This window comes from Paenibacillus sp. JNUCC 34, from assembly GCF_058269055.1.
In genome coordinates this window covers 723,018-738,476 of sequence record NZ_CM177770.1, presented here as the reverse complement: position 1 = coordinate 738,476, position 15,459 = coordinate 723,018, and the positions used below count along the sequence as shown (strand labels likewise).

The following is a 15,459-nucleotide window of genomic DNA, read 5'->3' as shown; positions in this document are numbered from 1 at the left end:
CCCGATTGCGGAACGATTTTATTGTTACGGAAAATAACCGAACCTCGCCATGATATCAATTGCACCATTTCGCAACCTCATCCGTATCAATTAATTATTTTTTAATCCTTGTTAAGAATCAGTGTTGGTGGTATTATACGAATATATAATACGAATATTCATAAAAATTATTCATAAAGGAGGTATTCGCCTATGGCAAGAGGAAAAAAAGTTTTTTCAGAGGAAGATAAAATTCTAATTAAAAGTAAATTGAAAGATGAGTGTATGGCATTTTGGATTTCTCTGGGTTATAAAGAAACGAGTATTGGTGCCTTATGTAAAAAAGCAGAAATATCAACGGGTACTTTCTATAATTTTTATTCAAGTAAGGAAGAACTTTTTTATGAAGTTTTGTATGACATTCTAGATATTATTTATGGGAATTTTATCAAGCAAATAAATCAATGCCCTGAAAAGTCCGGCTTTGAAACAGCAATAATCCAGCTTTACTATGAATACGAAAGCAAACCATTTCTTTATGACGTAAAAACGGTCGATTTCATATCATTTTATAGTAAACTTTCGGAGGAAATGAAAGAAAAACTAACATTTGATAGTAGTGATCTTTTTCGTACTGCAATCAAACAAGCAAATCTTAAATTAAAGGTTTCTGAGAAGTTAGCATTTTCGACTTTCACCGTACTTCTTTCAAGTATTGCAAGTAAAGACGGAATTTCAAAGAACTGTGATCATTTTGCCGCATTTCAATTTATGACTAAGCAGTTGGTAGCAAGTATTTTTGAGTAGAGGCTCAATTTCAAATATAAAATTGGAGGATAGCAATGACTTTATTTTGGAGTATTATAGACTTTCTTAAAGGAACAGCACCTTTTTTTATCGTGTTTAATATCATTGTAGCAATTGGCCTACTAATCTCAGGGTTAATTTTAATATCCAAAAAGAATAGAGAAATGAAGACGAAAAAGATTGCCGGAATGGTTTGTTTATCAATTTCATTGTTAGCTTTTTTGGGTGCTCTGTCCAATGCTTTGTTTTCTTTCTTCGTATTTTAAAATTAAAATGAAAGAGGGATAAAAAGATGTTAGACAAATTACATAACATCATGGATACGGCTTGTAAATGGGGAAATAAAACTCTGGGAACCTCTATTCGATTCCCTAAACCAACAAAAAAATCCATGGTATCCAGTGCATTTTCAAGTGGAATTATTGGTAGTGCAATTCTAATGTATGGACTCTTTTTCAACAACAAATGGGTTTTGTTATTTGGTGGACTTGGAATAATAAGCAGTGTTTTCATATATCGACAAAGTGTAAAAAACGATTAGATAAGTAACATTATCTTTTTGTATAGAAGTGAAGTATAGACTATAGAAATATAGTCTATTTTAATTATGGATATCCTATTCCAATATCATTTGTTCATTTCATTTTCTATATATTTCCCAAAATAGAGGATATATTTTTATAATTTTCGGCAAGCCAAATCATTTCTTTTGCGAAGCGTGCTGGTGGTACACTGTGGAGATCCATTTTAAAAGATATGTTGAATATATCCAAACTTATTCAAGCTCACTCATCCATTAATCTAAGTCTTCAAGACGTCTGTTATTGAAAACTACCAGATACCTTAACACCCGACGCCAGTCTACAACTTTATTTTCTGAGTCTAATACTTTATTTTTTAGTCTAACACTTTATTTTCTCAAGACAAAAAGCTATGTCCCGAAAATAAAGTCGTATCGATACATCCCGGCCACCTTAATTCGTCCAAACCCTTGTCCCGCCTAGTTTTTCTCGCTCTTCCCCTTCAATTGTCCGACAATTTGAGCAAATTAAAGTCGTATCAAAAGGCAGGAAAAGGACAGGGACAAGATCGGGGCTAAAGGGTCAGAAATAGCCTGGATAAAAGCCTGAGCAAATGCCTGAGTTGGACACACTCCAATGCCTGGGAAGCCCTGAAACGCCTGATAAAAGCCTCTGAGATAGGATTCGAGAATAACCCTGTATTCTCCTGCCTTCCCCCTAATTCTGGTCCCCTGCCCCAAAAAGAAAAGTCGAGCAAATGTCAGGAAATAATCCTGGATCTGCTCGACTCTGATACGACTTTTAATTGCTCAATACGAGTTTAAGTTGCTGGTGAACGACTTTATTTGCTTGTTACAGCAGTATCAGGTGATAAAAATGTGTGGAACTAATTGTGTGGATTTTATTGGGTTTGCAGAGGCTTTTAATAAACGCGAAAAAAGAAAGTCTGGAACCGCTAGAAAATACCATGAAAAGAAAGTTAGGAACCTGTTTTTAAAGGTTTCACTTGACTTTTTGCTTACAATAAATTTGTAGATTAATTTGTTTTTGTTTACAAATCGTTTTTACTTCTGATAGTAAGCCTGAAGGCCACGTCCAGAATTTGGGGCAATTGCTGCTCTACTTTCGATCTTCTTTCTGGATTGGGTCAATAGAATTACTTAGAGACGGTAAATCCCTTCCTCTGGGAATTTGCTATCTAAGTTGAACGAAAGAAAATAGCAATCAAAGCCGAACGCATAGGCGGTCAATTATGGCATGAGGGTGCTTCATAATTTCATCCATAAACTGCCCGACACGCAGACGGATTTCGGGAACGGTGGAATAGAATACATTGTTGATCACACTGGACTTGAGCCATTTCCAGAGTCCTTCTACGATATTTAACTGTGGACTGTAGGGTGGCAGAAACACACGCTCAAGCCGATTTTTTTGCTCTTCCAGAAATGGCTGAAGCAGTTTTGCATGATGAATCCGAGCATTATCTAACACAAGAACCAATTTCCCCGTCGGATAAGCTACGAGGATCTTCTGGAGAAAGGAAAGAAAAGTTTCAGCGGTATATTGTTCGTCTTCTTGCCAAACGATTCGTCCCGTCTCGTAATCAACCGTCGCGAGCAGCTTGACCCCGCGATGCTTGCCCGTGGTTGGAATGATGCGTTGCTTCCCGCGAAGAAACCAGGTCTTCTGAATCGCTTGATAATCTCGAATCATTGATTCATCCTCGAACAACAAGTGATCGATTTCATCGTTCATTAACTTTTTTTCAAGTCGGGAAAGGTCATTTCGGCAAACTGACGTTGCTTTTCGGGATCTGCTGCCGCGAGCGTGTATGTTGGTTTCGTATAGCTGAGCCCTAATCGTTGCATTACCTTGGAGATGCCTCGGAGCGAGTAGTGGTGGCCCCATTCACGTTCCACATACGTGGCAATAAAGCTCAAGCATCCAGTTGTGCTTGGCCGTAAAGCCGACCTCATGGGGAACCAAATAGGCGATGGTCTGTTTCAACTGATCCTGCTGTTCCTTTGTTAACCGAGTAGGAGCACCCGATGAGTACTTGAGCTGCAAGGCCGCCAATCCACCGTAATGTAACTCCTCACCGTCATCCGGTTTCGATTTAGAATGTCAGCGATTGCCGTCATGGATGTGGCTTTTAAATGCAAATAGATGGCTTGATAGTGTTCATACATGCGCCGCTCTTTGGTTTGTTTCATGGCTTCTGTTACTTTTTCCAGTTCGGTGTACTTATCCATGGCGTTCCCCACTTGTCCGTTTCTTGAACTGTTTCTTATTCGACAAACGGTTTATTTTTCCTCCCCAAGGTTTGCTAAGAACTTTGATTCAACTTATATAGAACTGAGTGTACACAGAACTCTTCGAACATATTGACGCTTTCATGAAGCGTACGCTCACCGCATGCTATGTCTGTGTCTATTTAAATGCGACTTACATTGCGGTGAAGCGAGAGACCGTCTCGAAAGAAGCAGTCTATCTTGCTGTAGGCATTCGTGAAGACGGTTCGAAAGAAGTCTTAACTTACTCGATTGCTCCAACCGAGTCGGCATACATATGGAAAGAGCTGCAGATGTCCGATGTTCGGGAACGCGGCGTACAGGAAGTGCCTTTCTTTGTTTCTGACGGTTAAAAGGCATTGTGGATGCAATTAGAGAAGTGTATCCGAAGGCCAGCTACCAGACCTGACTTGTTCATTTAGCGCGAAACCTCTCGCATATAAGGTTCGTGTATCGGATCGCAGCTAGATTTGTGACGACTTCAAAGCCGTATATACCGAGCCGACGATGAAAGCGCCGGTAAAGACGCTTTAAAGACCTTCTGTGACAAGTGGAAAGCCACCTATCCCAAGGTGGTGAAATCGCTGCAGGAGAACCCGCATATCTTCACGTTTTACAGCTTCCCTAAGTCCATCTGGAAATGCATTTATTCAACCAATCTAATCGAATCGTTCAACAAACAAATCAAGCGATACACCAAGCGAAAAGAGCAATTCCCTCATGAAGAGGCGCTTGAGAAATTCTTGGTGGCCCAGTTCGAAGGCTATAACCAACGCTTTGCTACCCGCTGTCACATGGGCTTTGACAAGGCTCGGGCTGAGCTTTCGGAGATGTTCTCCGCTACCAGAGACTGACTTCATATTCTACAAGATAAGGTTATATTCATTTAGACAAATTTCTTGACGCTACCTATTTGGCTGCCCTATCCTTCACACTACCAGTAGGATTCGTCATATCTAACTTAGCAAATTTGACAAAAAACACCTCACTTGTTTGGTATCATGGAAGTACGACCAACCATGCCAACAAGAAAGGTGCGTAACTCTATGTTACAACAACATTCTCTATCTGAACAGTCTCGCTTTTCCAAACTTTTTGCTACTCTTCACATCGGGAAAGCCTTGCGGCACGCGGGCATCTCCAAATCCTTTGGTCTTTCGAGTCTAGCGATTTTTCAAATCGTGTTCTCCTTGGTCTTCGAAGGAAAGAACTGGTTTCGACTCCTGGAAAGTGATCGTGGAGCAGATCTTCCCGGCAAAGATGTCATCTATCGATTCTTGAATCAAGCTTCTTTTGCTTGGCGTCGCTTTTTGCATACCTTAAGTTTTCGTATCGTGCAGGGTTTCGAATCGCTTATTTCATCTACGCGTGTACGAGTGTTCATCATCGACGATTCCGTTTTGAGTCGAAACCGGAGCAAAAAAGCAGAGTTACTTGCACGAGTCTTTGACCATTCCACGGGCAAATTCACCAAAGGCTACAATATGCTAACCTTGGGCTGGTCGGACGGTTTTAGCTTCGCTCCCCTTGACTTCGTCATGCTGTCTTCAGCCAAACTGGCTAACCGGCTGTGCGAAATGGCTTCGAATCTCTCAAAACACAGCAACGGGTACAAACGCCGGATGGAAGCCTTTTCTCGGAAGCCGGATGCCGTTGTTGCCTTGCTGGAACGGGCTTTGAGTGCAGGATTCACCGCCGACTACGTGCTTATGGATAGCTGGTTTACGCAAGCGCCTCTGCTTCGTCAACTCACTACCAAAGGTCTTTCTGTGATTGGTATGGTGAAAGAGATGAAACAACGCTATCTCGTGCAAGGAAAGCGAATGACGCTACGCGAAGTCTTTCAAAGTCTTCCTCCATCGAATGCAAAAGACATCAAAGGCTCCATCATCGTACACACCACCTGTGGGTTGGCCGTGAAGCTTGTTTTTGTTCGCAACCGGAATAAGAAACGAGAATGGCTTGCGATTTTAAGTACAGACGTCACGCTGGATGCAGCTGAAATCGTACGAATCTACGGCATGCGCTGGAGTATTGAAACCTTCTTCAAAGTCACCAAAAGCTATTTGAAATTGGGAACCGAATTCCAGGGCCGTTCCTTCGACCAATTGATTAGTCATACCACGATAGTATTCAGCCGTTATTTGGCGATGGAATACGAGCGGCGTCAATCAAGCGATGAACGGACACTGGAAGGACTCTTTTTTCTCTTTGCAGATGAAGTCCGTGATCTGGACTTACAGACCGCGCTTCAGCAACTCATGAGTTTATTTCTCGAAATGACCCAAGCCAAAACCAAGAAAAACAAAACAACTATTTTTTGTCAACTACAGGATGGGATCTCTAGTTTACCCAGCTATATCAAGGGTTTGTTTGGAGATTTGAGCTGCGAAAGTTGAGTTATGTATTTTAAAGTTTTTTAACATTTTCATTTTTTATCATAAAATAACGCCTCTAACCTTTAATTGATATTATAAGCTAAGGAAGACAGTCCTAAAAAGAGATATTTAGACCCTGGCTAGCAGTTGTAATGATCTGATGATCAGCAGAATCTTTTTGCTGGCACATTTCATATTACAAGTCATTATTTATAATTGATGAATTGTTACAGTATCTTTCGGAATTTTATTTAATTGAATATCTACATTTTCAAGCTTATTTTCAATAATAAATCGAGTAACACCTGGTGGTAATAGATAACCTTTTCTAACAATATCGGCTATATTTTGAAACGTAAGAGCAGGATATTCAACTATAACTTTGTCCAACTCAAGTGGTCTATGTTTAAGGCCCTCAATACGTATCACTTGGTACCGATTTATATATAAATTAGTTATACCATTCCAACTAACTACCATATCAAAAATAGAGTTATTATTTTGACTTTTTTGTATTAAAACCGATTGTTTTTCAGCTTCATTTGAAACCCATACTTTAATCCTTTTTATTTCTGAATCAAAACAATCATTATTAATTTGGGTTACTTTTTCCCACAATTTATCTAACCATATGCCTCTTTGCACCAAATGACACCATGACTGTATAATATATTGTTTATTATCTATAACCTGACAAGGCATATTCTTAAATCCTAACCTTTTTAGTGCGAGGTATCTGTGCACCCCGTCAAGAATCAAATAATCTTGACCATATTCTAGTTTTGTAACAGTAATCGGATTTCTCAAAATTCCATCCTTTTTTAAAGAGTCTAATACCTCATTGATTCTGTTCACCTCAAAGTTTTCATGTAATTGCAGATTGTTTGAGCTTATAAAACATAATTGTCGTAGCAATATAATAATCCCCTTTAAATAAATTATTTAACTTCAATAATAATCAATAAGATGGAATGTTTAACTCTTATTATAGTCGGGTACCAATCCCTTTATTTAAGGCTTTCGAATAGAAACTGTTACCTATTCTAACATCGAAAACAGCCATTCCCATTTGATTAAAAATAATTGAATCTTTCAAATTCAGAAAAACAATTATTCCCATACTACATCAATGATTAACCACGTAAGCCAAATGACTTATGCATTCGTTCAATACTAGTATTTTCTCAGCAAACTTCATTCTAATTATCAACAATAATAGCCATTGAATACTTACTTATTTCCGGTTTTAAATCTCGCAATGAAATGTTTAAGATTAATGAATTACTTTTTGGTTTCGAATCAATATATCCTTCAGAAGCAGTCGTCGCAGTAATAAAAATATCTGCACTTTCATAAACTTTTTCCCATGTATTTGAAATAGCGACTTTCCCCAGCAGGTCGCGATAAGCTTTGCGGCTAAGCAGAGCGAGCGGCTGCATCTTGGCCTGCCCGGCGATGATGGAGAGGTTTCGTCAAGCGTAACCGAGCTGCCGCCTGATCGCTGTGCGATCACTTTCGGTCAAGGCCTGCGCTGCTTGGACACCACCAGATACTGCTTGTGTGCTTTTTCTCGGTACGTTCGCGCTTTCGCCGTTTGTCCGATGACCGGCGCATGCAGCGTATCGATGATCGCTTCGAGCTTCTCCCGCGCTTCATTCATCAAATTCAGATCTGTCGGATAAGCCACATCAGCTGGCGCACAGGTGGCGTTCACCAGCATCGTTCTTTGATTCGGCAACACAGGCTCATCCGATTCTGCGGCCGCTATCCGATGCACTTTGGTCACAGGCGTGTTCGCTTCAGACGCCTCTGGCTCGGTAAGCGTCTGCTCGACGGAAGGCGCTGTTTCGGACGCTTCGACTGGCGCTCTACGAACATCGTTTGCTGCTCAACTTCCGTAGCAGGGGTGCGCTTCTCAGACCGCTTCCCTTTGCCGCTGCTTGAGTTGTTGTTTATGGTCGTCGTTCTTCGCTCCTAAAGAGGCGACGCTCTCATTCAGTTCAACAAGTACCTCTGTCAGACGTTTCCGCAAATGAGTCATCATGGAATGATGAAAGGGCTGCTTCATGACAAATCCGGATAGACCAATAAAGTATTGCATGTATGGATTTTCGCTGAATCAACTCCAAAGTTTCTCTGTCGGTCAACTGCATTCTCTCTTGGATGATGAGCGCGCCGAGCCCCAAGCGCAGAGGGAGCGCTTGTTGTCCGCAGAAGGTGTCTTTGAAAAACTGTCCGTATTTCTTCTCAGCTTCTGCCCATGGTACTAGCTGCGTCAACTGAACCCAACGATTTTCTTCGTTCAGCTTTCCGCCGAAGGGCAGAAAGAAATGGCCTTGCAGAATCATTTGATTTTGGAGATGAGCGGTCGGCTTGAACATTTTCGTCACTACATCTGCAAAGTTTTCGAACCCTTTTTCAATGTTTCCTTTGCATATGAATTTGACAGAAAGAGATCAACCCCCTTGTTATTATGCTGTTTTTAGTCATTTTTTTAGTTTTCAGCAAGCCCGAATTAACAATTGTTCTCTCCACTATAAGTAAATATTTTCTCTTGTTTACTCACTCGTTCTTAGATTTTCAGCCATTGACTTGATAAGAGCTGGAGAAGTCATGTAAAGATTTCATTATTTTCCTGCTGATCCGGTTGCCTTAAATTCAGCGTTCTTTGCCACCTTGGGCATGACCGTCCGGAACAGTAGCGCCCTTAGGCGTGCGCGTCCACGTTTGGTAATGCTGGACTTGCCTTTTTTCTTTCCCGAACTGTTTTCTTTGAGATTCAGTCCGCCCAGCCGAATAATCTGCTGTCCATGCTCGTAACCGCTTAGATCCCCCACTTCCGCAATGAATCCCGCCAACGTAACTACTGCCACGCCCGGCACGGTAAGCATCTCTTTCGTTCCTGGGATTTGCGCGAGTAGACGTTCCACCTCGGCCAGAATTTCTTCGAGCTGTCTTGCGAACAGGTCGTACTGCTCCAGGAGCGTTTGGATCTCTATTTTCGCTGCGGAGATCCCTTCTGTAAGTCCGATGGAACTTCTCGCCTCGACCAGTAGTTTGGCTCGTTTCTTCCCTACGGCTCGTTTCACGTCTTTCTTCCAGCGCTCCACAATGCCGTCTACCCTCAGGTCTACGATCTCTCCAGGCGTGGGAAACTCCTGTAAGGTGAGGAGAGAAGCTTTGCCTTCCCAGTCTTTAAACACCTGCGTATATTCCGGAAAAAATCGATCCTGCCAGTCCTGTACCCGTCTTTGTACCTGTCCGAGGTTGACCATGATTTTCTCGCGAAGATTCATGAGAATCCGCAGATCTGCGTAGACACTCGTCGGTAATTTCAGTCGCTGTACTTCCCGTTTCGCACCAAATCCGCAATGACTTTGGCATCCTTATAGTCGTTTTTCGTCGGTGAATTATCTTCCAGTTCTTTGCTTTTGTGTACATGATGCGGATTGACCACGACCAAAGAAATGCCTGGCTGTCCCAAATACTCCACCAGGGTAAACCAGTAGTGTCCGGTGGGTTCAATGCCGAAGAGGACGTCGCTCTTGGCATTCCCGCTGAAGCTCCTTCATCCACTGAACCAGTTGCTCCATTCCGGCGCGGGTATTGGAGAACACACAATCTTTCCCCAGTTCCATTCCCCGAAAGTCGATCGCGCGCGCCACGTGGGTCTCTTTAGCAATGTCTGCGCCTACGACAAGGGTCTTGTCGGAAATTCTCATAATCCGTTGATTCTGTTTCTTCGATTGTTTATACTTAATAGTGAGCGTCCTCCTTTTAATTCGGGCATGAATGAGACTGCATTCGAGACCCAGCATACAGGAGACGCTTTTTTTGTTCAAACCTCAAATTAATTCATTACAGGAGTGGCTCCTTTATCTAAAATTCCATTTATAATCTGGGCATTTAATTTTGCAATATCACCATCAACCATTTCACCATGTTCCCCATATCCTTGATAAAGTTTGAAGCTTTTTCTTGTTAAGTCCGCCCATTTTTTCACCCTGTTTAATTTTAAAGCCTCTTCATCTTTATTTTTACTAGCATTTAAAATGAAATGAATATTTGCATTTATCTCACCATTATTAATAAGTTCATTCCAATAAGGTATAAAGGCTTCTACTTTCCTTTGAACATTTTCGCTGATATGCTCTACTATATAAGGTATATTTAAATTTAACTGGGCATTTTCAATTACTTCATCAAACACCTTGAAATTTTCTGGGGTTAACCTAAGTTTTTTATCTCTCAGCTCACTATCCAATAATATTAGATTACTTACCTCATATCCGCTCTTCTCTAATTCTTTTGCTACTTCGAAGGCTAAATTCCCACCCGCTGAATGACCCATCAAGATATATTGACCTTCACTTTGAATATTAGTGATTTGCTCAACATATTTTTCGACTCTATTTTCATCCTCAATAAAATCAAAACTAAAAACAATATGATTCTTAGTATGTTTTGCAAAGTCGCTATATACATATCCAAAACCAAGTGTAGGAGGGAAAACGAATATTTTTTTAGTATTCGTTTTTAAATCATTGAATCTTGTTACTATCTGATTTTTTGAATAACTTTGATATTTACTAAAAATCTCTTTATTTAATAGACAACCGGATATATCTTTAATAGTTGGTATTGTAAAAATAATATTAAACGGTATTTCCAAATTGAATTCTTTATATATTTTTCCAACCAACATGGCAACCTTTAAAGAATCTCCTCCTAATTCAAAGAAATTATCATTTATACCTACATTTTCAATCATTAAGATATTTTTCCAAATCGCCGCTAGTTTTTCTTCTACTTCATTTGTCGGTCTTACATATTCCGTACCTGTTCCAATATTTCGATTTGGTTTTGGTAATAATTTCCTATCTATTTTTCCGTTTGATGTTAATGGCATTTTTTCTAACTTCGTAAAATACGACGGTATCATATAATCCGGAAGATTTTTTGATAAATGCGCTCTTAACTCTCCTGTTTTAAATTCATTTTCTGAAACTATGAAAGAACTAAGATACTTAACTCCATTTTCATCATCTTGATCAAGGACTACAGCCTCTTTAATTCCTTCATATTGCAATAGATTATTTTCTATCTCTCCAGGTTCTATTCTAAATCCTCTTATTTTGACTTGGTAGTCTATTCTTCCTAAACATTCAATATTACCATCGGGTAACCATCTAGCTAAGTCACCTGTTTTGTACATTCTAGAATGTTCTTTAAACGGATTTTCTACAAATTTCTCATCGGTTAATTCCGGCCTTTTTAGGTACCCTTCAGCTAATCCATCACCTGATATGCATAACTCACCTGCAACACCTAGAGGCTGCATATTTTTGTATTTGTCAATTATATATATCTGTGTGTTGGATATTGGCTTGCCAACATTTATAGTTTTACAGTCGGTGAGTTCTCCTGCGGATGACCATACTGTAGTTTCTGTAGGTCCATACATGTTATATATCTTTAGATTCGGATAATTATTTAGCTCTTTAAATAGGTATATTGGAAGACTCTCTCCCCCGACCAAAATTGCTTTTAAAGTTTTCAAACTAACCTTAAAGCTTTCATCCAACATTAACAACATTAACCTTGAAGGGGTGATTTGTAATACTTCAATTTCATTTCTAATGATCATATTATTTAATTTCAAAGCATTCGTCTGCTCTTCTTCGCCTCCTAAAACTATTACCATTCCTTTCATCAAAGGAACTAATGTTTCAAGAGCAAATATGTCAAAAGTAATTGTAGTTAAGCAAAGTATTCTTTTATACAACGATAGTTCTATTTTTTCACATACACCTACTCCAAAATTGTTTAGTGCCTTATGACTTACCATAACCCCCTTCGGATTTCCAGTACTACCTGAAGTATAAACAACATAAGCTAAATTCTTCGATGTACTCATCAAATTTAGATTATCCAATGTACTCGAGTACATACCTTCATCTTGTATATTTAATAATTCTCCATTAAAATCTATTTTTTTCAATAAAGATGTTTGCGTCAACAAAATCCCAGCTTCACTATCGTCCAACATATATTTTATTCTTTCTTGCGGGTATGCTGGGTCTATCGGCAAGTAGGCTCCTCCTGCTTTTAGGATGGCCATGATTCCTACGATCATTTCTAATGATCTTTCCACCATGATTCCTACAATCGTATCTGGCCCTACAACTTTAGTTCGCAGCGTTCTGGCCAATCGATTGGCCTTCTCATTCAGTTCTCTGTAAGTGAGTTTTTCTTCTTCGAAGATCACGACTATATGATCCGGTGTTCTTTCTACCTGTTCTTCAAACAGCTGCTGTATAGTCTTTTCTCGCGGGTAATCCGCATACGTATCATTAAATTCATAAAGCAGCAACTGTTTTTCTTCTGCTGTCAGCATGTCTATTTCATGTAGCTTAATCTTTCGATCCGCCGTGATAGCTTTCAGTATATTTACAAAATGCTTTATCATTCTTTCTATGGTTTCTCTGTTGTATAACTTCGTGCTGTATTCAAAATCTAATTCAATGGTTTCTTCTATCTCTTTTGCGGTTATGGTTAAATCAAATTTGGATATCTTATGTTCCTGCTCATAATCCTTAAATGCCAAGTTTTTGAGTTCCATATATTCTGAATCGAAGTTTTGCATCGTAAACATGACATCAAATAATGGATTTCTGCTGATATCCTTTGGAATGTTTAGATGGTCTACCAATTCGTCGAATTGATAATCCTGGTTTTCATATGCTTGTAACGCACTTTCCTTGACTTCCTTGAGGAATTCTTCGTATCTCATGCTTCCTGCTGGGTAGTTTCTCAAGGCAAGCGTATTTACAAACATCCCTATAATATTCTCTAAATCTGCATGCGGTCTTCCCGCGATGGGGCTGCCCACAATAATATCTTCTTGTCCGCTGTATTTTGACAGCAAAATGTTTGCTGCCGACAAAAGCACCATATACATTGTACTTCCGGTTTCTTGCGTTACTTGCTTTAATAACTGTGTTAATTCCCGATCCAGCTCAAAGCGGATACTTTCCCCTTCAAAACTTTGCACCAGCGGTCTTGGATAGTCTGTCGGCATGTTTAACACAGGCACTTCATCGCTGTACCGGCTGATCCAATATTCTTTTTGCTTTTGCATTTCTTCGGATTGTAAGATGTTGTTCTGCCATGCAGCATAGTCTTTATATTGAATTCGCAAAGGTTCCAGTTCATGACCTTCATACAGCTTTGCGAATTCGCCGATTAATATCCCCATGGATACGCCATCGGATATGATGTGATGCATATCAAACAGTAAGATATGCTTATCTTCTCCCTGTTTTATCAGCCCTACTCTCAGTAACGGTGCCTGACTTAGATCAAATGACCTTACAAAATCTTCAATGATAGCCTCTGCAGCTTGCTCGGTATCGGCTTCATAACGCTCGAGTGTAACATCAACATTTTCATTTACCCTTTGAACGATCTTATCTTCTATCATTTCAAATGATGTCCTTAAGGTTTCATGTCTCTTAATTAAGCTTTTGAAAGTTTCCTCTAGTCGGTCTGCATCGAGGGCTCCTTCTACCACCAGGGCTCCCGGCATATTGTATCCTGTATTGTTCAGGTCAAATTGCTGAAGCAAATACATTCTCTTTTGTGCCGGAGATGCTTCATAGGTTTCTTTCTTCTCTACCGCCTGTATGGAGGAATACATACTCGCTGTTTCCATACTTGTGATATATTCACTGATCCCTTTGATTGTCGGTGACTTAAACATTTCTCTAAGCGGTACTTCCATATTGAGCTCTTTGTGTATTCTGGAGATAAGCACTGTTGCTTTTAAGGAATGTCCTCCTAATTCAAAGAAGTTATCGTTGATCCCTATGCGTTCTGCCTCTAATACTTCACTCCATATCCTTGCCAGTTCCTCTTCCATTTCATTTCTTGGTGCTTCATACTCTGTACCTGTTGATATACTGCCATCTGGCTCTGGTAGTGCCTTTCGGTCGAGCTTCCCATTGGGTGTAACCGGCATTTTATCCAACTGTACGAAATAGGATGGGATCATATATTCTGGTATTCTTTCGGAAAGATATTCATACAAGTAACTTGAAGTTAATTTTTTATCGGAAACTATATATGCACACAGATAATCCTGGCCTTCTGTATCTTTTTTACCTAAAACTACTGCTTCCTTCACAATTTCATTTTTCAACAAATTGTTTTCAATTTCCTCAACCTCTATTCTATAACCCCTTATTTTCACTTGTGAGCCCTTACGCCCTATAAATTCAATATTCCCATCTACTAGTAATTTCCCTAAGTCACCAGTCCAATAGGTTTTCCCCACATTTGGACTATATTGAAAGGATTCTCTTGTTTTTTCTTCATCCTTCCAATATCCAAGAGCAACATGATCGCTTAAAATGACAATTTCGCCAATATTCAACGGTGATACTTCTTCTCTATTCTCATCCACCACTAAGATTTCTGTTCCCTGTACCGCTTCCCCTAATGTTACTTTCTTAATTTCAGAATCAACAGTATATATTTGTGCTGAGTTAAAAGAAGATTCCGTCTGTCCATATAAGTTCACTAACTTAGCATTTAAAAATATATTTCGGAACTTTTCTACATCATTTAATAGAACATTCTCTCCGCCCAAAACAATATAACGTAATGCACTAAACTTTTCTTTTCTAGTTAGTGAATTAATAAAATATCTATATACTGTTGGAACCGAGTGCCAAATTGTGATCTTTTCCAGCTCGATCCATTTAGAAATATCAGCAATTTCCATATCATACTTAATATTAAGTGGGTATAACGTAGCCCCGCTTAATAATGCTCCGAAAATGTCCATAATTGCAGCATCGTGACTAAATGCAGAAAACAAAGTCATTCTATCTTCATTAGTTATAGATAATGCATTTTTATAACATTCTATAAAATGTAATACATTTCTATGCGTTTGAAAAATTCCTTTTGGTTTTCCTGTTGAACCAGACGTATATAAAATATATGCGATATCATCACTACAAATTTTCCTGTTTACAATTTTTGTGAAATAATCCAAATCAATTTCATCCAGATTAATAACTTTCAATTCTAGCTTTGCTTCTTTGATTAGGCATCTAGCCAGCTCTATGTTTTTATTATTTGTTACAATGAAATTTGCTTCAGAATTCTGAAGCATATAAACTAACCGTTGTATTGGATAACTTGGATCTAATGGTACATATATTGTTTGTGCTTTTAATGAACCTATGGTTCCAATAATCATATCCTTACCATGCTCAAACAGTAGAGCAGCAATATTTGCTTCAAAATTAATAGAATGATAGTGAATGATTTTATTAGCCAATGCATTTGCTCTTTCATTTAACACTTTATATGTAATTTCATCATCCAAAGTTTTGATAGCTATATGATCTGGATATTTCTCCACTTCCTGCTCAAATTTTTGAATTATCACATAGTCACATCCATTTCTCTTTT

Annotated in this window: 6 protein-coding genes and 4 pseudogenes; 5 read left to right on the top strand and 5 right to left on the bottom strand. The window is 39.2% G+C overall.

Features of this window, described 5'->3' with window-relative positions:
* The first annotated feature begins 192 nt into the window (after window positions 1-192).
* Genes AC2TF5_RS03255 through AC2TF5_RS03245 form a run of 3 tightly spaced genes read left to right on the top strand, consistent with a single transcriptional unit; the run spans window position 193 to window position 1,327 of the window.
* The gene (locus AC2TF5_RS03255; protein WP_491300841.1) at window positions 193-786 is read left to right on the top strand and encodes a TetR/AcrR family transcriptional regulator; all 594 of its coding nucleotides are present in this window, start codon (window positions 193-195) and stop codon (window positions 784-786) included.
* 35 nt (window positions 787-821) lie between these two features.
* A complete protein-coding gene (locus AC2TF5_RS03250) occupies window positions 822-1,052 on the top strand; it encodes a hypothetical protein (RefSeq protein ID WP_491300840.1) in 231 nt (76 codons plus the stop codon).
* Window positions 1,053-1,078: 26 nt separating this feature from the next.
* Entirely contained in the window at window positions 1,079-1,327 is a 249-nt protein-coding gene (locus AC2TF5_RS03245) for a hypothetical protein (protein WP_491300839.1), read from the top strand.
* A 1,204-nt stretch (window positions 1,328-2,531) separates the two neighbouring features.
* On the opposite strand, the pseudogene AC2TF5_RS03240 reads toward AC2TF5_RS03245, so the two are convergent.
* Window positions 2,532-3,559: pseudogene (locus tag AC2TF5_RS03240) on the bottom strand (IS630 family transposase).
* Window positions 3,560-3,702: 143 nt separating this feature from the next.
* Here AC2TF5_RS03240 and AC2TF5_RS03235 point away from each other — a divergent pair.
* Window positions 3,703-4,452: pseudogene (locus AC2TF5_RS03235) on the top strand (IS256 family transposase).
* Window positions 4,453-4,644: 192 nt separating this feature from the next.
* On the top strand, window positions 4,645-5,997 hold the full coding sequence (locus AC2TF5_RS03230; protein ID WP_491300838.1) for an IS4 family transposase: 1,353 nt from the start codon (window positions 4,645-4,647) through the stop codon (window positions 5,995-5,997).
* Window positions 5,998-6,186: 189 nt separating this feature from the next.
* On the opposite strand, the gene AC2TF5_RS03225 is transcribed toward AC2TF5_RS03230, so the two are convergent.
* The 4 genes and pseudogenes from AC2TF5_RS03225 to AC2TF5_RS03210 form a co-directional block, all read right to left on the bottom strand.
* Window positions 6,187-6,891, bottom strand: coding sequence for a ParB N-terminal domain-containing protein (locus AC2TF5_RS03225; RefSeq protein ID WP_491300837.1), 705 nt, complete (start codon window positions 6,889-6,891; stop codon window positions 6,187-6,189).
* A 476-nt stretch (window positions 6,892-7,367) separates the two neighbouring features.
* Window positions 7,368-8,357 (bottom strand): annotated as a pseudogene (locus AC2TF5_RS03220) (transposase); the annotation flags it as partial.
* Between the two features lie 267 nt (window positions 8,358-8,624).
* A pseudogene (locus AC2TF5_RS03215) lies at window positions 8,625-9,737 on the bottom strand (IS110 family RNA-guided transposase); the annotation flags it as partial.
* Window positions 9,738-9,826: 89 nt separating this feature from the next.
* Window positions 9,827-15,436, bottom strand: coding sequence for an amino acid adenylation domain-containing protein (locus AC2TF5_RS03210; protein ID WP_491300836.1), 5,610 nt, complete (start codon window positions 15,434-15,436; stop codon window positions 9,827-9,829).
* Window positions 15,437-15,459: the final 23 nt, after the last annotated feature.

Coding starts and splice junctions, on each gene's coding strand:
- AC2TF5_RS03255 (WP_491300841.1), top strand. CDS start 193: ATGGCAAGAGGAAAAAAAGTTTTTTCAGAGGAAGATAAAATTCTAATT.
- AC2TF5_RS03250 (WP_491300840.1), top strand. CDS start 822: ATGACTTTATTTTGGAGTATTATAGACTTTCTTAAAGGAACAGCACCT.
- AC2TF5_RS03245 (WP_491300839.1), top strand. CDS start 1,079: ATGTTAGACAAATTACATAACATCATGGATACGGCTTGTAAATGGGGA.
- AC2TF5_RS03230 (WP_491300838.1), top strand. CDS start 4,645: ATGTTACAACAACATTCTCTATCTGAACAGTCTCGCTTTTCCAAACTT.